The sequence below is a fragment of the Klebsiella sp. 2-CIP_Kleb. genome (assembly GCF_050378715.1).
Classification (GTDB): Bacteria; Pseudomonadota; Gammaproteobacteria; order Enterobacterales; family Enterobacteriaceae; genus Klebsiella; species Klebsiella quasipneumoniae.
In genome coordinates, this window is record NZ_JBNRLG010000002.1 from 768,385 (window position 1) to 788,949 (window position 20,565).

The following is a 20,565-nucleotide window of genomic DNA, read 5'->3' on the forward strand; positions in this document are numbered from 1 at the left end:
TATCTGACTGGGCGACGTGGACGTGAGTTAGAGGCAACATCAGGAGGATACGGTGAAATCTGAGCGTAGTTGGGCCGGCATTATCTGTGGCTTCGTTCTGTTCATTGTGGTGTGCTTATCGTTGTTGTTACATATGAAAGGGGCCTTTCGCGCCAGCGGCAACCCGGAGCTGGGCCTGCTCTTCTTTTTGCTGCCAGGAGCGGCGGCGAGCTGTCTCTCTCCCGGTCGGCGGGTGCTGCGTCCTTTGCTCGGCGCGATGCTGGCGGCGCCGGTCTGCATGGTGACGATGCGGCTGTTTTTCGTCACGCACCGGACGTTCTGGCAGGAGATGGCGTGGGTACTGAGCGCGGTGTTCTGGTGTGCGCTGGGGGCGTTGTGCTTTTTGTTTATCTGCGCCTGGCTTGATACCTGGCGCAGTCATTCATCGAGCAAATAAATTTACTCAGGCAAACAGGCCAAGGTTCTCTTTCGCCCAGGCTTCGAAATCGGTGCAACCGCCGATGTGTTTCTGGTCGACGAAAATCTGCGGTACGGTTTCAACCGGTTTGCCGACGGTTTTTTCCAGGTCAGCTTTGCTGATGCCTTCGGCGTGAATATCCACGTAACGGTAGTTAAAATCATCACGCTCGTTGGTCAGTTTTTCGGCCAGCTCTTTGGCGCGAACACAGTAAGGGCAGCCTGGACGACCAAAAATAACGGTAAACATTGCTTCTCTCCTTAAACCTCAGCCGGATGGCGAATGGCGCTTATGATGCCTGCATTGGTCGGTGAGGGAAAGCAGGTTCTGCCTTTTGCTTCGATGGTTTACGGCTATGTTTGATAAATGTCTTACTATCAAAACCCGTATACTGACCCGGCGGCGCGGCGGCATTGGCTGGCGCGTTGCGTTTATCAACCGGAGAGGCGTGATGCGAAAATTTGCCCCGTTGCCGAAAAGCATTCTGCTGGTTGAGATCCTCGGGATGGGGCTGTTAACCCTCGCCTGGCTCTCACTTAACCAGTATGTCCAGCTGCCTGCGTCCATTGCCAGCCCGACCGCGGCGCTGGTGATGCTCTTTGTCGGGATCGTGCTGATGATCCCCGCCGCCATCGTCGTGATGTGGCGGATGGCGCAGATCGTGGCCCCGCAGTTAACCCACTCTCCTGAGCCTGAATCCTTGTCTGACAGAGAAAAACGAAATGACGCCGACCATTGAGCTGCTGCGCAGCCACCGTTCTATCCGCCACTTCACCGATGCGCCCGTGAGCGACGAACAGCGCGCGGCGATTATCGCCAGCGCGCAAGCGGCATCTACCTCGAGTTTTTTACAGTGCACCTCCATCATCCGTATTACTGACCCGGCCCTGCGTGAACGTCTGGTCCCGCTGACTGGCGGCCAGCAGCATGTCGCCCAGGCGGCGGAGTTTTGGGTCTTCTGCGCCGACTTTAATCGCCACCTGCAGATCTGCCCGCAGGCGGAGCTGGGGCTGGCGGAACAGCTGCTGATCGGCGTTGTCGATACGGCGCTGCTGGCGCAGAACGCGCTGACCGCCGCCGAGTCCCTCGGGCTGGGCGGCGTCTATATCGGCGGGTTGCGCAACAGCATCGAGGCGGTGACCGAGCTGCTGGAGCTGCCAAAGCACGTCCTGCCGCTGTTCGGCCTTTGCCTTGGCTGGCCGGCGGATAACCCGGACATCAAGCCGCGGATGCCGGCCGCCATGCTGGTGCATGAGAACCGCTATCAGCCGCTGGATAACGCGCTGTTGGCGGAGTATGACGACCAGTTGGCGCACTATTATCTGTCGCGCGGCAGCAACGCCCGCCGCGATACCTGGAGCGATCATATCCGTCGCACTATCGTGAAAGAGAGTCGTCCGTTTATTCTCGACTATCTGCATAAGCAGGGGTGGGCAACGCGCTGATTACGTGTACACTGCTGCTCCGGCCAGGCGGTATCCACCGCTGGCGGCAGGAAAGGTGAAAATGTGTTCGATAGCTGAGGCCCGCCAGAGCGGGTCTTTTTGCAGAGGTGCAGGATGAAAATTGCCATATTATCCCGGGATGGAACGCTTTATTCATGTCGACGCCTGCGCGAAGCGGCGCAACAGCGCGGGCATCAGGTCGAGATCCTCGATCCGCTTTCCTGTTATATGAACGTCAGTCCGGTGGCCTCGTCGATCCACTACAAAGGTCGCCAGCTGCCGCACTTTGATGCGGTGATCCCGCGCATTGGCTCAGCGATCACTTACTATGGCACCGCGGCCCTGCGACAGTTTGAGCTCCTGGGAAGCTATCCGCTGAACGAATCGGTCGCTATTACCCGCGCTCGCGATAAGCTTCGCTCGCTGCAGCTGCTGGCGCGCCAGGGCATCGATCTGCCGCTGACCGGCATCGCTCACTCCCCCGATGACACCAGCGATCTGATCGCCATGGTCGGCGGCGCGCCGCTGGTGGTGAAGCTGGTGGAGGGCACCCAGGGGATCGGCGTGGTGCTGGCGGAGACCCGTCAGGCGGCGGAGAGCGTGATAGACGCCTTTCGCGGGCTGAACGCCCACATCCTGGTGCAGGAGTACATTGCCGAGGCGAAAGGCTGCGATATTCGCTGCCTGGTGGTCGGCAATGAGGTGGTGGCGGCGATCGAACGGCGGGCGAAAGAGGGCGATTTTCGCTCTAACCTGCACCGCGGCGGCATGGCCTCGGTGGCGCAGATTAGCGACGAGGAGCGGGCCATCGCCATCAAGGCGACGCAAACCCTGGGGCTGGACGTCGCCGGTGTCGATATTTTACGCGCCACCCGCGGGCCGCTGGTGATGGAGGTAAATGCCTCGCCCGGGCTGGAAGGGGTGGAAACCACCTCCGGTGTGGACATCGCCAGCAGGATGATCGCCTGGATCGAGCGCCAGGCGACACCGGAATTCTGTTTGAAAATAGGCGGCTAACCGCCGGATGCAAGACTGTCATGGTATGCGGCGCTTTTTTTGCGTAAGCTATGGCGTCGTTTTTCCACTGTAAGAGGTCACAGGCACTATGGATTCACTGGTCGTACCGGGTCTGGATACGCTACGTCGCTGGCTGGATGAGATCGGCATCAGCTTTTTTGAGTGCGATTCCTGCCAGGCATTGCACCTGCCGCATATGCAGAATTTCGACGGTATTTTTGATGCCAAAATTGACCTGGTGGACAACGTGGTGCTCTTTTCCGCCCTGGCGGAGGTGAAGCCGACTGCTCTGTTGGCGCTGTCAGCGGATCTCTCGGCCATCAACGCCAGCTCGTTAACCGTGAAGGCGTTTATCGACATTCAGGACGATAATTTGCCCAAGCTGGTGGTCTGCCAGTCGCTGTCTATCGGTCCTGGGGTGACCATGGAGCAGTTCGCCTGGTTCTTCCGCCAAAGCGAGGAGCAGATCTCGATGGTGATCCTCGAAGCCGGCGCCAATCAGCTGTTGTACAAAGGCGAAGAAGAAGAGCCGGCCGCGGAAAACGTGCAATACCATTTTCTTCACTAAACCTGCCTAAAATTAGCGCAGCCACTACCGCAGCGGCTGCGTATTACCCGCTTTTATTCTGTATTTAACCTTCCTTTAAAGCATTATTCACCGCCATTCAGGCCGTTTTGGCTTATCACGTAGACCGTTACTGCATAAAAATTTGATAAAAGGCGTTTTTTTACCTGGGCTATAGCCTCTTATTCTGGCTACAGTTATTCTGGCGATGCTTCCAGTTGCGAGCAACCACTCCGGGAGAGATCCGCTCTCCTTTTCTCAGGCAATGAAAAAATATGCATGATTTTTGCATGCGTAGAAATGCGTATATTTGAGCCCGTAAGTTAACGGGCGTTGAGAAGGAAAAGAGATATGACCGCCTTTGGTAAAAAATGGTTAACAGGTCTGGTTACGGGTGCGCTGATGGCCGTCTCTGCCGGTTCGCTCGCCGCCGAACAAAAAACCCTGCATGTCTATAACTGGTCTGATTATATTGCGCCGGACACTGTGGCCAATTTCGAAAAAGAGACCGGGATTAAAGTCGTGTATGACGTTTTTGATTCCAATGAAGTGCTGGAAGGCAAATTAATGGCCGGCAGCACCGGTTTCGATCTGGTGGTGCCGTCAGCAAGCTTCCTTGAGCGCCAGCTGGCGGCGGGGGTGTTCCAGCCGCTGGATAAGAGCAAGCTGCCCAACTGGAAGAACCTTGATCCCGAAGTGCTGAAGCTGGTCGCCAAGCATGACCCGGATAATAAATACGCTATGCCTTACCTGTGGGCGACGACGGGCATTGGCTATAACGTGGATAAAGTGAAAGCCGTCCTCGGCAAAGATGCGCCGGTGGACAGCTGGGATCTGGTGCTGAAGCCGGAGAACCTTGAAAAACTGAAAAGCTGCGGCGTCTCCTTCCTCGACGCGCCGGAAGAGATTTTCGCCACTGTGCTGAACTACCTTGGCAAGGATCCGAACAGCAGCAAAGCGAATGATTACACCGGTCCGGCTACCGATCTGCTGCTGAAGCTGCGGCCGAACATCCGCTACTTCCACTCTTCGCAATATATTAACGACCTCGCCAATGGCGACATCTGCGTGGCGATCGGCTGGGCAGGGGACGTCTGGCAGGCGGCAAACCGTGCGAAAGAGGCCAAGAACGGCGTCAACGTCTCTTACTTTATTCCGAAAGAGGGCGCGCTGGCGTTCTTTGACGTCTTTGCCATGCCGGCCGACGCCAAAAATAAAGATGAGGCCTATCAGTTTCTTAACTATCTGATGCGCCCGGATGTGATCGCCAAAATCAGCGACCAGGTGTTCTACGCCAACGGCAACAAGGCTTCCACGCCGCTGGTCAGCGAGACTATCCGTAACAACCCGGCGATTTATCCGCCAGCGGATGTGTTCGCCAAACTGTTCACGCTGAAGGTGCAGGATCCGAAGATCGACCGCGTGCGTACTCGCGCGTGGACCAAAGTGAAGAGCGGTAAATAAACTCTGACGGCCCGGTAAGCGGGCCGAATCAGAACGGCACTCGCCGGGAAATGGCAGCGCGCCCGGCGAGCAGAAGCACCAGGATGGTGCACATGCACTGTTAAGCACGAAGTATGGCACCGGACCATATGGTGATCGTTTTTTTGCCGGAGAGCACCCGATTGAACGACGTAATGCCCCGCCCACAGGCGAAAGCCCCCAAAGCGCTGACCCCGCTGCTGGAAATCCGTAACTTAACCAAGTCGTTTGACGGCCAGCATGCTGTCGACGATGTCAGTCTCACTATTTACAAAGGCGAAATTTTTGCTCTGCTGGGCGCATCAGGCTGCGGGAAATCGACCCTGCTGCGCATGCTGGCGGGCTTTGAGCAACCGACCGCCGGACAGATTATGCTCGACGGCGTGGATCTGGCGCGCGTGCCGCCCTATCAGCGGCCTATCAATATGATGTTCCAGTCCTACGCCCTGTTTCCCCATATGACCGTTGAGCAGAATATCGCCTTCGGCCTGAAACAGGATCGCCTGCCGAAGGCGGAAATCACCGCCCGGGTGCAGGAGATGCTGGCTCTGGTGCACATGCAGGAGTTCGCTAAACGTAAGCCGCACCAGCTCTCTGGCGGCCAGCGCCAGCGCGTCGCGCTGGCGCGCAGTCTGGCGAAACGACCTAAGCTGCTGCTGCTCGACGAACCAATGGGGGCGCTGGATAAAAAGCTGCGCGATCGCATGCAGCTGGAGGTGGTGGATATTCTTGAGCGCGTTGGCGTGACCTGCGTGATGGTGACCCACGATCAGGAAGAGGCCATGACCATGGCGGGCCGTATCGCCATCATGAACCGCGGCAAGTTTGTGCAGATTGGCGAACCGGAAGAGATTTACGAACACCCGACCACCCGCTACAGCGCCGAGTTCATCGGCTCGGTGAACGTCTTTGAAGGACTGGTGAAAGAGCGCCTCGAAGATGGCCTGGTGCTGAGCTCGCCGGGCCTGGTGCATCCGCTGAAGGTTGACCCCGACGCCTCGGTGGTGGACAACGTGCCGGTATGGGTGGCGCTGCGTCCGGAGAAGATCATGCTGTGCGATGAGCCGCCGGCGGATGGCTACAATTTTGCCGTCGGCGAGGTGATTCATATCGCCTATCTGGGGGATCTCTCTATCTATCATGTGCGCCTGCAAAGCGGGCAGATGATCAGCGCCCAGCTGCAGAATGAGCACCGCCATCGGAAAGGGACGCCCACCTGGGGTGACGAGGTGCGTTTATGCTGGGATGCGGACAGCTGCGTTGTACTGACGGTGTAAGGAGAGGGCGATGAGTACCGTTGAATCCCCGTCAGGGGCGAAAAAACCGGGCGGCTTCGCGCTGTGGGCGGCGCGCCTGCAGATGGCGCATGGCCGCAAGCTGGTGATCGCGCTGCCCTATCTGTGGCTGATCCTGCTGTTTATGCTGCCGTTCCTGATCGTGTTCAAGATAAGTCTTGCCGAGATGGCGCGGGCGATCCCTCCCTACACCGATCTGATGGAGTGGGCGGATGGCCAGCTGACGCTGACCCTTAACTTTGCCAACTTCCTGCAGCTGACCGACGATCCGCTCTATTTCGAGGCTTATCTGCAGTCGCTGCAGGTGGCGGGCATCTCGACGCTCTGCTGCCTGCTGCTGGGCTATCCGCTGGCCTGGGCGGTGGCGCACAGCAAGCCATCGACGCGCAATATTCTGCTGCTGCTGGTGATCCTTCCGTCGTGGACGTCGTTTTTGATCCGCGTCTATGCCTGGATGGGGCTGTTGAAGAGCAACGGGGTGTTGAATAACTTCCTGCTGTGGCTAGGGGTTATCGATCAGCCGCTGGAGATCCTGCACACCAACCTGGCGGTTTATATCGGTATCGTCTACGCCTATCTGCCGTTTATGGTGCTGCCTATCTATACCGCGCTGACCCGCATCGACTATTCGCTGGTGGAGGCCTCGCTGGACCTCGGCGCCCGGCCCCTGAAGACCTTCTTTCAGGTGATCGTTCCGCTCACCAAAGGGGGGATTATCGCTGGCTCCATGCTGGTGTTTATCCCGGCGGTGGGGGAGTTCGTGATCCCGGAGCTGCTGGGCGGGCCGGACAGCATTATGATTGGCCGCGTGCTGTGGCAGGAGTTCTTTAACAACCGCGACTGGCCGGTCGCCTCGGCGGTGGCGATTGTCATGCTGCTGTTGCTGATTGTGCCGATCATGTGGTTCCACAAGCACCAGCAAAAACAGATGGGGGAGCAGGGATGAACGACTTGCCTGTAGTACGCTCGCCGTGGCGCATTCTGATCCTCGTGCTCGGATTCACCTTCCTTTATGCCCCGATGCTGATGCTGGTGATCTACTCGTTCAACAGCTCAAAGCTGGTGACGGTCTGGGCCGGGTGGTCGACGCGCTGGTATAGCGAACTGTTCCACGATGACGCGATGATGAGCGCGGTGGGGCTGAGCTTGACTATCGCCGCCTGCGCGGCGACGGCGGCGGCGATCCTGGGCACCATCGCCGCGGTGGTGATGGTGCGCTTTGGGCGTTTTCGCGGCTCCAACGGCTTCGCGTTTATGATCACCGCGCCGCTGGTCATGCCGGACGTGATCACCGGGCTCTCGCTGCTGCTGCTGTTCGTGGCGCTGGGTCACGCCATCGGCTGGCCGTCGGATCGCGGGATGTTGACCATCTGGCTGGCGCACGTCACCTTCTGTACCGCCTACGTGGCGGTGGTGATCTCCTCGCGCCTGCGTGAGCTGGACCACTCGATCGAAGAGGCGGCGATGGATCTGGGCGCCGCGCCGCTGAAGGTCTTCTTCGTCATCACGCTGCCGATGATTATGCCGGCGGTGATCTCCGGCTGGCTGCTGGCCTTCACGCTGTCGCTGGATGACCTGGTGATCGCCAGCTTTGTCTCCGGTCCCGGGGCAACGACCTTGCCGATGCTGGTCTTCTCCAGCGTGCGCATGGGGGTCAACCCGGAGATCAACGCCCTGGCGACGCTCATCCTCGGCGTGGTCGGTATTGTTGGTTTTATCGCCTGGTATTTGATGGCCCGCGCAGAAAAGCAGCGAGTGCGCGATATCCAGCGTGCAAGACAAGGCTGAACCACCTAAAATCGGTACAGCAGCCTCCGGTCGGCGCCACCCTGTGGCGCCGTTTTCATGGAAGACATTACGTTGGGATTGTTTACGAAAACTCGCTCATCGCATGCCCGCCTTAACGTCCCTGCGCTGGTGCAGGTGGCGGCCTTTGCGATTATTTTGATTCGCGGTTTGGATCTGCTGATGATCCTCAATCTGTTGGGCCTGCAGGGGCTGAACGAATTCATACACCGTAGCGTCCAGACCTGGAACCTGACGCTGGTCTTCCTCGGCAGCCTGGCGCTGGTGTTTATCGAAATCTGGTGCGCCTTCTCGCTGGTGAAAGGGCGCAACTGGGCGCGCTGGGTCTATCTGCTGACGCAGATGATAGCCGCCGGCTACCTGTGGGCGGCGTCGCTGGGCTACGGGTATCCGGAGTTGTTCAGCATTCCCGGCGAATCCAAACGGGAGATCTTCCACTCGCTGGTGATGCAAAAACTGCCGGATCTGCTGGTCCTGACGCTGCTGTTTGTGCCTGCGAACTGCCGCCGGTTTTTCCGCCTGCAATAACGGTGATACAATCCCCGCCCCTGGAATTTTGAAGGTCAATTATGCATTGCGCACTCTACGACGCCGGCCGCTGCCGCTCCTGTCAATGGCTGGAACGGTCGGTTCCGCAACAGCTCGCCGATAAAATGGCCGACCTGCGCACGCTGCTGGCGGCGATCCCTGTCGCCGACTGGGGCGAGCCGGTCAGCGGGCCGGAGGCGGCATTCCGTAACAAGGCCAAAATGGTGGTCAGCGGCAGCGTTGAGCGTCCGCTGCTGGGGATGCTGCACCGCGACGGCACCCCGGTGGATCTCACCGACTGCCCGCTCTATCCCGCCGAGTTTGCGCCGGTATTTGCCGTCCTGAAGCCCTTTATCGCCCGCGCCGGGTTAACCCCCTACAACGTTGCGCGCAAGCGCGGGGAGCTGAAATATCTGCTGCTAACCGCCAGCCAGCAAGGGGAGATGGTGCTGCGCTTCGTGCTGCGCTCAGAGGCCAAGTTGGCCCAGCTGCGCGCCGCGCTGCCCTGGTTACAGGCACAGTTGCCGCAGCTTAAGGTGATCACGGCGAATATCCAGCCAGTGCATATGGCTATTATGGAAGGCGAGCAGGAGATCTTCTTCACTGAACAGCAGGCGCTGGGGGAGGTCTTTAATGAGGTGCCGCTGTGGATCCGTCCGCAAAGCTTCTTTCAAACTAACCCGACGGTAGCCAGCCGGCTGTACGCCACCGCCCGCGACTGGGTGCGCGCGCTGCCGGTCCAGCATATGTGGGATCTGTTTTGCGGCGTCGGGGGTTTCGGCCTGCACTGCGCGACGCCGGCGATGCGCCTGACCGGTATAGAGATTGCCCCGGAAGCCATCGCCTGCGCCAGGCAGTCTGCCGCGCAGCTGGGGCTCAGCAATCTGCATTTTCAGGCGCTGGACTCCACGCAGTTCGCCACGCATGAAGCGGATATCCCGCAGCTGGTGCTGGTCAACCCGCCGCGTCGCGGCATTGGCGCCGAACTGTGCGACTATTTAAGCCGCATGGCGCCGCCCTATATTATCTATTCCAGCTGTAACGCCCGCACCATGGCGACCGACATTGCTCTTCTTAGCGGCTATCGCGTCGAGCGGGTCCAGCTGTTTGATATGTTCCCCCACACCGCCCACTACGAAGTGCTGTCCCTGCTGGTCCGCGAAGTTTAAACAAAATGTGAAGGCTTTGCGTCGCAGAAATCGGGTAAGCTTGACGCAGCATGTTTTGTTATTGGTGGGGGGAATCTAATGGCCAAAACCATTCTGCTGGTGGAAGATGATGAGGATATTGCCACGCTGCTGCGGCTCAATCTTCAGGATGAGGGCTATCAGATTGTGCATGAGGCCGACGGCAGCCAGGCTCTCGCCCGGCTGGAAACGCGGGTCTGGGATGCGGTGATCCTCGATTTGATGCTGCCCGGCGTCGATGGCCTGGAGATCTGCCGGCGTATCCGCCAGATGACCCGTTATCTGCCGGTGATCATCATCAGCGCTCGCACCAGCGAAATGCACCGCGTGCTGGGGCTGGAGATGGGGGCCGACGACTATCTGGCGAAACCCTTTTCGTTGCTGGAGCTTATCGCCCGCGTTAAAGCGTTGTTTCGTCGCCAGGAGGCGATGGGGCAGAACCTGTTGATGGACGCCGGGCGCCTGTCCTGCCATGGTCTGAGCATCGACCCGCTGTCTCGCGAAGTGAGGCTGCGCGGCGAGTTGGTGGACCTCACGCCGCGCGAATTCGAGCTGCTATATTACTTTGCCCGCCATCCCGGGGAGGTGTTTTCGCGGCTGGCGCTGCTGGAGCAGGTCTGGGGATATCAGCACGAGGGCTATGAGCACACGGTCAATACCCATATCAACCGCCTGCGCAGCAAAATCGAACGTGACCCGGCCGAGCCGGACATCATTCTGACCGTCTGGGGCAAAGGCTATAAGTTCGCCCCGGTGACGCAAGAGGCCGCCCCGTGATCCGCCGCCTGAGCCTCAGCCAGCGGCTGGCGCTGGTGGTGGTCTCCCTGCTGATACTGTGCGCGGCGGCGGTGTGTGTCGTTCAGTTACACAGCAGCGCGCAGTATGGCAACGCCATGGTGCAGCGCCTCTCCGCCGGGCTGGCTCAGCAAATTGTGGCCCGCGAACCGCTGCTGGACGCCCACGGCGAGGTCAACCGGCAAACCCTGAAGTCGCTGTTTGACCGTCTGATGACCTTTAATCCCAGCGTGGAGCTCTATCTGCTGTCGCCGGATGGCGACCTGTTGGCCGATGCGGCGCCGCCGGGACATATCCAACGCCAGCGGATCGACATGGCGCCGGTGCAGGTTTTTCTCACCGGCAGTACGTCGCCGGTGTATGGCGACGATCCCCGCAGCCTTGACGGGCGAAAAGTCTTCAGCGCCGCCCCGCTGCGCGTCGACGGCCAGCTGCGCGGTTACCTGTATATCATTTTGCAGGGGGAGACCTTTAATCAGCTGGCGGCCGACGCCTGGCAAAAAACGCTGTGGAGCATTGTTCTGTGGACCCTGCTGCTGGTGGCTCTGTTTGGCCTGCTGGCGGGAGGCCTGGCATGGTTCTGGGTGACCCGGCCGGTCCGCCAGCTCACCGCCCAGGTGGCGGCGAACGATCGGGACAGCATCAGCGCCATCAAAACCCTGGCGGCCCGCACGCCGGAGCCCCATCCCGGTAACGAGGTGGCGGTGCTCGAAAATCGCTTTATTGACCTTGCCCGGCAGATAGCCGGTCAGTGGGATCGGCTGGCCGACAGCGACCGCCAGCGCCGCGAATTTGTGGCCAATATTTCCCACGATTTACGTACGCCGCTCACCTCGCTGCTGGGGTATCTGGAAACGCTGACCCTGAAGGACGAACGGCTGACCGCCGAGGAGCGCAGGCAGTATCTCACCATCGCCCTGCGCCAGGGCAACAAAGTGCGCCATCTTTCGCAGCAGCTGTTTGAGCTGGCGCGACTGGAGCACGGGGGCATTAAGCCGCAGCGCGAGCGTTTCGCGATGGGGGAGCTGATTTCCGACGTGGCGCAGAAGTTTGAATTAACCGCCCGCACGCGCGAGGTGAACCTGCAAATTGATGTGCCGGGGCCGCTGCCGCTGGTTAACGCCGATGTGTCGATGATTGAGAGGGTGGTGACCAATCTGCTCGACAACGCCATGCGGCATACTCCCGTCGGCGGGGAGATTCGTCTGGCGGTCTGGCAGGAGAATCAACAGATCCAGGTCGAAGTGGCTGACAACGGAACGGGCGTCGATGCCGCGCTGCGCGACGATCTGTTCCAGCGGCCGTCGGCGTTGTCTGCCCAGGCGTCGCGGGAGGATCGAGGCGGGTTAGGGCTGCTGATTGTGAAACGAATGCTGGAGCTGCACGGGGGCGGGATCAGGCTGGTGGAGTCGGTAAGCGGGGCGCGGTTCAGGTTCTTCGTGCCACTTTGAGAAATTGCCGGGTGGCGGCTACGCCTTACCCGGCTACGGGGAAAGTGTAGGCCGGGTCAGCGCAGCGCCACCCGGCAAAAAAGTTACTCCGGGAACCACTGGTTGCTGATTTTCTGGTAGGTACCGTCGGCTTTAATCGCCTTCAGCGCCGCGTTCAGTTTCTCCAGCAGCGCCTTGTTATCCGGGCGCACGGCAATCCCAAGGCCGGTGCCGAAGTATTGCGGGTCGGTCACTTTCGGCGTGGCTGCCCCCAGCTGCGGGTTGGTTTTCAGCCACTCGTTGACCACCGCCGTGTCGCCGAACACGCCGTCGATACGGCCATTTTTCAGATCGATAATCGCGTTCTGGTAGCTGTCATAGGCGACGGTCTTCACCTCAGGATGTTTATCCTGCAGATATTTCTGGTGGGTGGTGCCGTTTTCCATGCCGATCCGTTTGCCTTTCAAATCATCGAACGAGTGGAATGCGTCTTTTTTGGCGATCACCAGCGCGGAGTTGGCGTAGTACGGGTCGGTGAAGGCGACCTGCTTGCTGCGCTCCGGCGTAATATCCATTCCGGAAATCACCGCGTCATACTTCTTAAACTTCAGCGCCGGGATCAGGCTGTCAAACGCGTGGTTGGTAAAGGTGCATTCTGCCTGCATTTGTTTGCACAGCGCATGGGCCAGATCGATATCAAAGCCGACAATCTGGTTATTAGCGTCCATCGATTCAAACGGCGGATAGGTCGCGGACACGCCGAAGCTGATTTTCTCCGCGGCGGCGGCGCCGAAGGTGAACGTGGTGAGCAGTGCAGCCAGAACTAACTTTTTCATCGTGGAACTCCCGTCTGTCAATCTTATGATTATTCGCCGTGTCTGCGGCATAGGGTGACAATGCCATTAAATGAATTTGTATGCAATAAAAATGATTAAGTATTTTATTTGATATAAAAAAAGACGGACAGGTATTAGACTTGTCCGTCTTGTTGTTCACTTATTATGCAAAATACGCCAGGCGCTAATTACGCCGCTCGAAGGCTAGCGCTTTGCGCTCCACCAGCCGCATCAGCAGCGTCAGCAGCCCGTTGACGATGAGATAGATAATCCCGGCGGCGCCGAACACCATCACGTCGTAGGTCCGTCCGTACAGCAGCTGGCCGTGGCCCATCACTTCCATCAGGGTGATGGTGTAGGCCAGAGAGGTACTCTTAAAGACCAGCACCACTTCGTTGGAATAGGACGACAGCGCGCGCTTAAAGGCATACGGCAGCAGGATCGCCAGGGTATCCTTTTTACTCATCCCCAGCGCGCTGCACGACTGCCATTGCCCGTCGGGGATCGCCCGGATGGCGCCATAAAACAGCTGGGTGGTATAGGCGGCGCTGTTGAGCGACAGGGCGATCAGGGCGCACAGCCACGGCTCGGAGATAAGGTGCCAGAGCCAGGGATATTCCTGTAGCGAAGGAAACTGTCCTGGGCCGTAGTAGATCAGGAAGATCTGCACCAGCAGCGGCGTACCGGTAAACAGGGTGATGTAGCCGCGCACTATCCACACCAGCCCCGGCGTCTTCAGCGTCAGGATAATGGTAAAGATCAGCGACAGGATCAGCGCCACGATAATCGACGCCACGGTCAGCGTCAGGCTGGTATGCAGTCCTTTCAGCAGTTCGGGTAAGTAGTCGAGCATCAGCCTGGTCTCCGTTCGAAGCGCGTCGCACGCTGGTCAATCCGCTTAAGGATGTATTGACTCAACAGGGTGATGACGAGATAGATTGCCGCGGCAATGATATACCAGTTAAAGGGCTCCTGAGTGCGGGTGGCGATGCTTTTAGTCTGCAGCATCAGATCGTTGACGCTGATAAGGCTCACCAGCGCGGTGTCCTTTAGCAGCACCAGCCACTGGTTGCCGAGACCGGGCAGCGCATGGCGCCACATCTGAGGCATCACCAGGCGGAAGAAAATGGCCGCTTTCGACAGCCCGAGCGCCTGGCCGGACTCCCACTGACCCTGCGGAACGGCTTTCAGCGCGCCGCGCAGCGTTTGCGAGGCGTAGGCGGCATACAGCAGCGACAAGGCGATCGCCCCGCAGAGGAACGGACTGACGTCAAAGTTCTCAATCTGCATCTGCACCGGGATCTGGATGAACCCGAGCGGGATGGTAAAACCGTCAGAGAGCGTCAGCAGCAGCTGGGACGAGCCAAAATAGATAAACAGCACCACCAGAATTTCAGGTAGTCCGCGCAGGATGGTCACAATGCCGGTTGCAAGCCAGGCTACCGGGCGCCATTTCACTGACTCCAGTACCGCGAAGAGCATCGCCAGGACGAGGCCGATGGCGAGCGCGCAAACGGCAAGGCCGACGGTCATCCCGGCGGCGCTTGCTAATGGAAAAATTTCGTTCATTCAGTCTTACTTCTGGAACCATTTGTTATAGATGGTCTGGTAAGTGCCGTCTTTCTTCACTTTTTCCAGCGCAGCGTTAAATTTCTGCTGCAGGTCGGTGTTGCCCTGACGCACGGCAATGCCCAGCCCGGTGCCGAAATAGGCTTTGTCGGTCACTTTATCGCCCACGGCCGCCAGCTTCGGATTGCTCTTCAGCCATTCGGTGACCACGGCGGTATCACCAAAGACCGCGTCAATACGACCGTTCTGCAGATCCAGCTTCGCATTCTGGTAGCTGTCGTAAGGGACGGTAGTGATTTCCGGATGTTTATCGGTGATAAATTTCTGGTGCGTGGTACCGTTCTGTACGCCCACTTTTTTGCCCTTCAGCTGATCAATGCTGGTGAACTTGCCCTGCTGACCGACGAACAGCGCCGAGTTGTCATAATACGGGGTGGAGAACAGTACCTGCTTTTCACGCTCAGGCGTGATGTCCATCCCGGCCATGACCGCGTCGAAACGGCGGAATTTCAGCCCCGGGATCAGGCTGTCAAAGGCCTGGTTGGTGAAGGTACAGGTGGCATCGATCTCTTTACACAGCGCGTTAGCCAGATCCACATCGAAACCGACGATCTGGTTGTTGGCGTCCACCAGCTCAAACGGAGGGTAGGAGGCCTCGGTGGCGAAACGAATGGTCTGCGCGGCGGAAGCGGAGAGGCTCATGCCTGCGAGCAGGGCGGCAATCAGTACTTTTTTCATCGTCATTTCCCCGAAAAACATCAATGTGAAAGATAGTTTTTAAACGCGTCAGTTTGCGGATGCGTGAAGCAGGAGGCATCCCCTTGCTCGACGACATGGCCATTTTCCATATACACCACCCGGCTGGCCGTCTTGCGCGCCACTTCAACTTCATGGGTGACGATAACCTGGGTGATGCCGGTTTCAGCCAGCTCGCGGATGATGCTAACGATCTGGGCGGTGATTTCCGGGTCGAGCGCCGCGGTAGGCTCATCGAACAGCAGAACCTGCGGCTCCATCATGAGCGCGCGGGCGATCGCCACACGCTGCTGCTGGCCGCCGGATAAATGCAGCGGGTAACGATCGCTGTAGGGCTTCAGACGCAGGCGCTCCAGCAGCTTCTCGGCGCGAGCCAGCGCCTGATCCTTGCTTAACCCCAGTACGCGACAGGGGGCTTCGATCAGGTTCTGCTGTACCGTCAGGTGCGGCCACAGGTTGTACTGCTGAAAAACCATGCCGACGTTCTGCCGCAGTTCGCGAATCGCTTTATCGGACGGCGCTCTGGTGAAGTCGAAATGGTTACCGGCGATGGTTAACGAACCGGAACGCGGCATCTCCAGCAGGTTGAGTACGCGCAGCAGCGAGCTCTTCCCGGCACCGCTGGGGCCGAGCAGCACCAGCGTTTCCCCCTGCGGGCAATCCAGCGTGATGTCGAACAGCGCCTGGTGCGCGCCGTAGAAGCAATTAATGCCGTTTAGTTTAATACTCATCTGGGCAGTCTGATACGAATAGCTATTGAGGCCGCAAATAGTACCTTTGGCAGAATAGTTATGCAATATTTATGCGTTAAAAGTTAAATCTAAACCACGTTTAGCTTTAAAGTTAGCACAAAATATTGCCTGGTGGGTGAGGGGGGCGTAAATGTCGGCATTCTCGGGGCGAATACCGACATTTTACCGGGGTTATCGTTTCAGCGGCGTCGCTTCAACTCCCGAACTAGCGTTTCTCCAGACTCTGTCGCAACGTTCCGGCCGGCGCGTGGCTGTTGTTGCCGAGATAGCGAACGTCATCGACGGCCCAGCACTGGCCTTCCTGGATCATCAGCACTTCGTCTTTCCAGTTCTGGGTTCCCTGTTTCAGCTCCACGCGCAGCGGAATGTTGCGCGCATCGCGATTAGGGATGGTTGAGGCGCTGGCGACGACGGCGCTGTCCGCGGGGGTGCTGCTGCTGGAGAACGGGTTAGCCTGCAGCAGCTTGCTGTTGGCGGGATCCTGACGGGCGTCATTGAGTAACTTCGCCAGGCCGTCGCTGAGATAGGGGCGCAGCGCCGCCGGATCCTGAGTACGGTTCTGGATCTGAATGTCGTAGAATTTTTGCGCTACGTCGTCAGGGCCGCCTTCGACACAAGGGCCGCTGCGGGTGCCATTATCTTTATAGGCCGGGGTGACGGTCGTACAGGCGCTGAGCGCCAGCGCGCAAGGGAGAAGTGCTGCAAGAAGTTTGTAGCGCATGATGATTTCCTTATAAGCGAACTACGTTTTCAGTTTCCGTTAAAGCATAGCGTATAGCGTGCGGATTGTACTTGACGCAAAGAGCTAAGACCTTGATGTGGCTACAGCCTTAGGGCTGGAAATCAGCAGGGGGATGACGGCGGTTTTCAGGCAGAAAAAATCACGGCGGGATAAAAATAAATTATGGCTTTGCATAAACAAGAAACACTACCCCGGAAACAGGGTAGTGTTTCTTGAGAGATAAGATTAGTTATTTCTTCTTATAGATATTAGCGGAAATGTGCAGTTTTTTATCCGTGTTCCCGGAAGAGAGCACGATAACATCCGCGCCTTTTTCATCAGCTTTTTTAATCAGCTCTTCACGAGCATCGCTCGGTGCGGTCTGGCCGGTAGAAGAAATGGTGCCGATCTTGGTGTATTGCGTATGGACCTTATCAAAAGCTTCTTTCGATAAAATCTCAGCGGAGAAGGCGTTCGCCGTTAAAAACAATGCCGCACCTGCCACTAAAGCTGCATATTTCATATTTTTAGACTCCATTGTTTATCTTGCTATCATCATGCTCTTGTTTTAACTCACCAATGAGCGATTTCAGATTGTACTAACACTGCTTTTTTTTCAAGCAAAATACTGCAATTTTATGACGGCTAGTTAACTCTTTTTTAAAGAAAAGATGACAGAATTCGCATTGATAATGCTTGCTTTTTTTTGCCGTTTACACATCGTGAACGGAGCATACCAATTTCTACTGACATTAGCTGAAAATCAGCTTAAGAGGCCGGGGCAGGGGAGACAGCGCGCGGACAGACATTCCCGGAAACATAGTTTATCATATAGACAAGCAGGGGCTGCGCCTATGGTCATGCAGGTCACCAGGGAGATAAGATGTTAACAAATAAGCGAGAGCGCGCCCGGCAGCAGCGAACCGCGTTGTGGGCCACCAGAGATGATGTCCAGCGCCATGCGCTGTCAATGAGTCTGCCCTGGCTGGCTTTTGTAAATATCGCGTTTGCGTTAATGATTTTCTCCCGCAACTTTATTTTTACCTATTTTGATAAGAAGCTCCTGACTCACCAGGCGGTTATTCCTTATATCGAAATAGCGCTGATTGCGGTTATTATTATTTCGGCCATTTTAGTGATTATTGCCATCACGCCGCGTCTGGCGCAGGGGCGTTATACGCTGAATATCATCACCGCGCTGCTGCTGGTGCTCAGCCTGTGCTGGTCCCTGAGTAATTACTGTTTTATCTTTTTCTGGGCTTTGCCCTTCGCCTGGCCGCTGCTGGTTATATTGTTGACCACTGGCCTCACTGCGTTGTATCACCATTGGCCGGGCATTATCGCTTTTATGCTGCCGCTATGGGGGACGGCCTTGCTAGCGGGAATTCAGATCCACTATCACGCTGAAATTCGCTTTTTGATCCTGTGGACCATCTTTACGGCGATTTTGCTGTATGGACGACGTATTCTCCAGCGCTGGTACGATGAAGCCTGGGATACGCATCAGGAAAATATGCAGCTTATTCAGCGGCTGGAAAGTATTGCCAACCAGGATGCATTAACCGGGACCGCTAACCGCCGGGCGCTGAATGCGTATCTGGCGGAGATCTGGCAGCAAAACACGCCGTTGTCGCTGATGATGATCGATGTCGATTACTTTAAACGCTATAACGATCGCTATGGTCATCAGGCTGGTGACGAGTGCTTATCTTCTGTCGCGCAGGTGCTGAAAATGGCGGTCCGGGCCGAAGATGATCTGGTGGCTCGCTATGGCGGCGAGGAATTTGTGGTGGCGTTGCCTAGGGTTCCCCTGGTGCATGCCACCGCGATTGCCGAGCGCATTCAGCAGAAAATTCACGAGGCGGCGCTTCCTCATGAGGCATCAGAGGTGGCGTCGGTGGTGACCGTCAGTATCGGGATCGTCGATTCCGATGGCACGGTCCCGATGGAGACGCTGATCGCCCGGGCGGACAGTGCGCTGTACCAGGCGAAAAATAAAGGACGTAATCAATGGTCTTATTAACCCGGAGACGCTGCCGGGCAAGGGAGAAGGGATGAAACGGATTGCCTATGTACTCCTGTTGGCGCTACTGCTGGCCGGCTGCGCGGGGGAAAAAGGCATCATCGATCGCGACGGATATCAGCTGGACACTCGCCATCCGGCGCAGGCGGCCTATCCGCGCATAAAAGTGCTGGTTATCCACTATACCGCAGATAATTTTGATGTCTCCCTGGCAACCCTGACTGATAAAGAGGTCAGCTCCCACTATTTAATTCCTGAACAGCCGCCGCGCCACCATCATAAACCGCGGATCTGGCAGCTGGTGCCGGAAGAGGATCTGGCCTGGCACGCCGGGGTGAGCTACTGGCGCGGCAGCACGCGCATCAACGATACTTCCATTGGTATTGAACTGGAAAACCGCGGCTGGCAGAAGACTGCGGGGGGTAAAAGCTTTACCCCCTTTCACCCGGAGCAGATCGCGGCCCTGATCCCGCTGGCGCGCGATATTATCACCCGCTACCACATCGCGCCGCAGAACGTGGTAGCCCATGCCGATATCGCCCCGCAGCGCAAAGACGATCCGGGACCGTTGTTCCCCTGGCAACAGCTGGCGCAGCAGGGGATTGGCGCCTGGCCGGACGAGCAGCGGGTGGCTTTCTATCTGAACGGGCGCCCGGCCAGTGAGCCAGTGGACCCTGAGGTAGTACTGGATTTGCTGGCGCGCTACGGCTATCAGGTCACGCCGGAGATGACTCCCGCGCAGAAAAAACGAGTGATTACCGCCTTCCAGATGCACTTCCGCCCCCAGCGCTGGGATGGCGTAGCAGATGCGCAAACCGAAGCGATAGCCGAGGCGCTGTTAGAAAAGTATGGTCAGGGTTAGCGGTGAAGTTTACCGTGGTCGCGCAGCCAGGCGGCGGTACGCACAATCCCGTCGTCCAGCGTCACCACCGGCTGATAACCCAGCTCATCCTGCGCGCGAGTGATATCGAGCGTAAAATCAAAATTCAGTTTCGAGACGCCGTAGTGGGTAAAGGCCGGCTCTTTGGCCGTTTTATCGCCAAAACGCTCCATGCTGCGGGCGATAATATCCAGCATCGGGTAGGGGACTGAGCGGATCCGGCATTTGATGCTCAGCTCGTCGATCAGTTTCTGCACGATACTGCGCAGGGTGCGCGGTTCGCCGTTGCTGATATTCCACGCGCGGGCGGAGGGAAGATGATCGCACGCCGGCTGGCTCGCCAGCCACATCGCGTGGACGGCGTTTTCATAATAGGTCATATCGACCAGCGCGCTGCCGCCCCGTGGCAACAGGACGCTGCCATAGTGTTGCATCATTTGCGCCAGCCGGGGAATAAAGACTTTATCGTGCGGCCCGAACAAACTCTGCGGGCGCAAAATGGTAAAACGGGTGTGCGGGTTGGCCTGCGCCAGCAGGTTGATCACCTCTTCGCTGGCTGCCTTGCTGCGGGCAAACTCGTTGGCGAAGCGGTGCGGGCGGAAATCTTCCTGAATATCGCGATGGTGGTGATAATCAAAATAGAGCGAGGGCGAAGAGATATGAACGAAATTGCGTACGCCCCATGCTACAGACCACTCGCCGAGGCGACGGGTGGCGCGGACGTTAGCGAGATCGAAAGCCTGCTGCGTGCCCCAGGGCGAGGTAAAGCTTGAGCAGTGCCACAGGGTATCGATACCGGCGAGCATCACTTTAGCCTGCGAAGAGACCAGCTCGGTTAAATCCGCCGGGATGAATTCCGCCCCCATTTTGCTCAGAAGCTTACCCATCGCTTCGTTGCGCCCGGTCGCTCGCACGCTGATGCCCTTGTTGCGCAGATATTCCACTGCGTTGCGGCCTAATCCGCTGGTCGCACCGGTAACCAGTACCTTCATATCACTCTACTGTCCCAGAAAAGAATTTC

24 protein-coding genes are annotated in these 20,565 nt (G+C 57.7%); 15 read left to right on the forward strand and 9 right to left on the reverse strand.

Annotated features, from left to right (window positions below; all coding sequences use genetic code 11):
• Positions 1-52: 52 nt before the first annotated feature.
• Positions 53-436, forward strand: a complete 384-nt coding sequence (ybjM, locus tag ACQUTP_RS11660; RefSeq protein ID WP_004201325.1) for an inner membrane protein YbjM — start codon at positions 53-55, stop codon at positions 434-436.
• Positions 437-442: 6 nt separating this feature from the next.
• On the opposite strand, the gene ACQUTP_RS11665 is transcribed toward ybjM, so the two are convergent.
• Entirely contained in the window at positions 443-706 is a 264-nt protein-coding gene (locus tag ACQUTP_RS11665) for a GrxA family glutaredoxin (RefSeq protein WP_002896352.1), read from the reverse strand.
• A 202-nt stretch (positions 707-908) separates the two neighbouring features.
• Between ACQUTP_RS11665 and ACQUTP_RS11670 the strand changes: the two genes are divergently transcribed.
• The 12 genes from ACQUTP_RS11670 to ACQUTP_RS11725 all read left to right on the forward strand — a co-directional run bounded on the left by ACQUTP_RS11670 (position 909) and on the right by ACQUTP_RS11725 (position 12,028).
• Positions 909-1,196 carry a YbjC family protein gene (locus ACQUTP_RS11670; RefSeq protein WP_032455809.1) on the forward strand — a complete coding sequence of 96 codons (288 nt, stop codon included), beginning with the start codon at positions 909-911 and terminating at the stop codon, positions 1,194-1,196.
• The gene (gene nfsA / locus ACQUTP_RS11675) at positions 1,180-1,902 is read left to right on the forward strand and encodes a nitroreductase NfsA (protein WP_004201327.1); all 723 of its coding nucleotides are present in this window, start codon (positions 1,180-1,182) and stop codon (positions 1,900-1,902) included. The genes ACQUTP_RS11670 and nfsA overlap by 17 nt, the downstream gene beginning before the upstream one ends.
• A 114-nt stretch (positions 1,903-2,016) precedes the next feature.
• Entirely contained in the window at positions 2,017-2,919 is a 903-nt protein-coding gene (rimK, locus tag ACQUTP_RS11680) for a 30S ribosomal protein S6--L-glutamate ligase (RefSeq protein WP_004201328.1), read from the forward strand.
• Positions 2,920-3,007: 88 nt separating this feature from the next.
• Positions 3,008-3,487 carry a YbjN domain-containing protein gene (locus ACQUTP_RS11685; RefSeq protein ID WP_017899416.1) on the forward strand — a complete coding sequence of 160 codons (480 nt, stop codon included), beginning with the start codon at positions 3,008-3,010 and terminating at the stop codon, positions 3,485-3,487.
• Positions 3,488-3,835: 348 nt separating this feature from the next.
• Complete coding sequence (potF, locus tag ACQUTP_RS11690) at positions 3,836-4,948, forward strand: spermidine/putrescine ABC transporter substrate-binding protein PotF (RefSeq protein ID WP_004201329.1); 1,113 nt, start codon at positions 3,836-3,838, stop codon at positions 4,946-4,948.
• Between the two features lie 161 nt (positions 4,949-5,109).
• The gene (gene potG, locus ACQUTP_RS11695; protein WP_004201330.1) at positions 5,110-6,243 is read left to right on the forward strand and encodes a putrescine ABC transporter ATP-binding subunit PotG; all 1,134 of its coding nucleotides are present in this window, start codon (positions 5,110-5,112) and stop codon (positions 6,241-6,243) included.
• A gap of 10 nt (positions 6,244-6,253) precedes the next feature.
• Entirely contained in the window at positions 6,254-7,207 is a 954-nt protein-coding gene (gene potH, locus ACQUTP_RS11700) for a putrescine ABC transporter permease PotH (RefSeq protein WP_004201331.1), read from the forward strand.
• Positions 7,204-8,049, forward strand: coding sequence for a putrescine ABC transporter permease PotI (gene potI / locus ACQUTP_RS11705; RefSeq protein ID WP_002896372.1), 846 nt, complete (start codon positions 7,204-7,206; stop codon positions 8,047-8,049). Before potH ends, potI begins: the two co-directional genes overlap by 4 nt.
• 57 nt (positions 8,050-8,106) lie before the next feature.
• Entirely contained in the window at positions 8,107-8,595 is a 489-nt protein-coding gene (locus tag ACQUTP_RS11710; RefSeq protein WP_004201332.1) for a YbjO family protein, read from the forward strand.
• Positions 8,596-8,636: 41 nt separating this feature from the next.
• Positions 8,637-9,764 (forward strand): 23S rRNA (uracil(747)-C(5))-methyltransferase RlmC, encoded by a 1,128-nt coding sequence (rlmC, locus tag ACQUTP_RS11715; RefSeq protein WP_285755698.1) that lies wholly within the window; start codon positions 8,637-8,639, stop codon positions 9,762-9,764.
• 78 nt (positions 9,765-9,842) lie between these two features.
• A complete protein-coding gene (locus ACQUTP_RS11720; protein ID WP_004201334.1) occupies positions 9,843-10,559 on the forward strand; it encodes a response regulator transcription factor in 717 nt (238 codons plus the stop codon).
• On the forward strand, positions 10,556-12,028 hold the full coding sequence (locus ACQUTP_RS11725) for a sensor histidine kinase (protein WP_023320046.1): 1,473 nt from the start codon (positions 10,556-10,558) through the stop codon (positions 12,026-12,028). The genes ACQUTP_RS11720 and ACQUTP_RS11725 overlap by 4 nt, the downstream gene beginning before the upstream one ends.
• A gap of 83 nt (positions 12,029-12,111) precedes the next feature.
• Here ACQUTP_RS11725 and artJ read toward each other — a convergent pair whose 3' ends face one another.
• The 7 genes from artJ to yahO form a co-directional block, all read right to left on the reverse strand.
• Positions 12,112-12,843, reverse strand: coding sequence for an arginine ABC transporter substrate-binding protein ArtJ (gene artJ / locus ACQUTP_RS11730; protein WP_004201336.1), 732 nt, complete (start codon positions 12,841-12,843; stop codon positions 12,112-12,114).
• A gap of 184 nt (positions 12,844-13,027) precedes the next feature.
• On the reverse strand, positions 13,028-13,696 hold the full coding sequence (gene artM / locus ACQUTP_RS11735) for an arginine ABC transporter permease ArtM (protein WP_004201338.1): 669 nt from the start codon (positions 13,694-13,696) through the stop codon (positions 13,028-13,030).
• Complete coding sequence (gene artQ / locus ACQUTP_RS11740) at positions 13,696-14,412, reverse strand: arginine ABC transporter permease ArtQ (RefSeq protein ID WP_004201339.1); 717 nt, start codon at positions 14,410-14,412, stop codon at positions 13,696-13,698. The genes artM and artQ overlap by 1 nt, the downstream gene beginning before the upstream one ends.
• Before the next feature lie 6 nt (positions 14,413-14,418).
• Positions 14,419-15,150: an arginine ABC transporter substrate-binding protein ArtI gene (gene artI, locus ACQUTP_RS11745; RefSeq protein WP_002896390.1), complete on the reverse strand. Its 732-nt coding sequence runs from the start codon at positions 15,148-15,150 to the stop codon at positions 14,419-14,421.
• A gap of 20 nt (positions 15,151-15,170) precedes the next feature.
• Positions 15,171-15,899, reverse strand: a complete 729-nt coding sequence (gene artP, locus ACQUTP_RS11750; RefSeq protein ID WP_004201340.1) for an arginine ABC transporter ATP-binding protein ArtP — start codon at positions 15,897-15,899, stop codon at positions 15,171-15,173.
• 226 nt (positions 15,900-16,125) lie between these two features.
• Positions 16,126-16,641, reverse strand: a complete 516-nt coding sequence (locus ACQUTP_RS11755; RefSeq protein ID WP_004201341.1) for a lipoprotein — start codon at positions 16,639-16,641, stop codon at positions 16,126-16,128.
• A gap of 250 nt (positions 16,642-16,891) precedes the next feature.
• Positions 16,892-17,164: a DUF1471 family periplasmic protein YahO gene (gene yahO, locus ACQUTP_RS11760; protein ID WP_004201342.1), complete on the reverse strand. Its 273-nt coding sequence runs from the start codon at positions 17,162-17,164 to the stop codon at positions 16,892-16,894.
• 360 nt (positions 17,165-17,524) lie between these two features.
• On the opposite strand from yahO, the gene ACQUTP_RS11765 reads away from it, so the two are divergent.
• Positions 17,525-18,664, forward strand: coding sequence for a sensor domain-containing diguanylate cyclase (locus tag ACQUTP_RS11765; protein WP_004201344.1), 1,140 nt, complete (start codon positions 17,525-17,527; stop codon positions 18,662-18,664).
• A 31-nt stretch (positions 18,665-18,695) separates the two neighbouring features.
• Complete coding sequence (locus tag ACQUTP_RS11770) at positions 18,696-19,526, forward strand: N-acetylmuramoyl-L-alanine amidase (protein WP_004201345.1); 831 nt, start codon at positions 18,696-18,698, stop codon at positions 19,524-19,526.
• Here ACQUTP_RS11770 and ACQUTP_RS11775 read toward each other — a convergent pair.
• Positions 19,523-20,536: an NAD-dependent epimerase/dehydratase family protein gene (locus ACQUTP_RS11775; RefSeq protein ID WP_032455772.1), complete on the reverse strand. Its 1,014-nt coding sequence runs from the start codon at positions 20,534-20,536 to the stop codon at positions 19,523-19,525. The two genes, ACQUTP_RS11770 and ACQUTP_RS11775, sit on opposite strands and share 4 nt — an antisense overlap.
• Between the last annotated feature and the right edge of the window lie 29 nt (positions 20,537-20,565).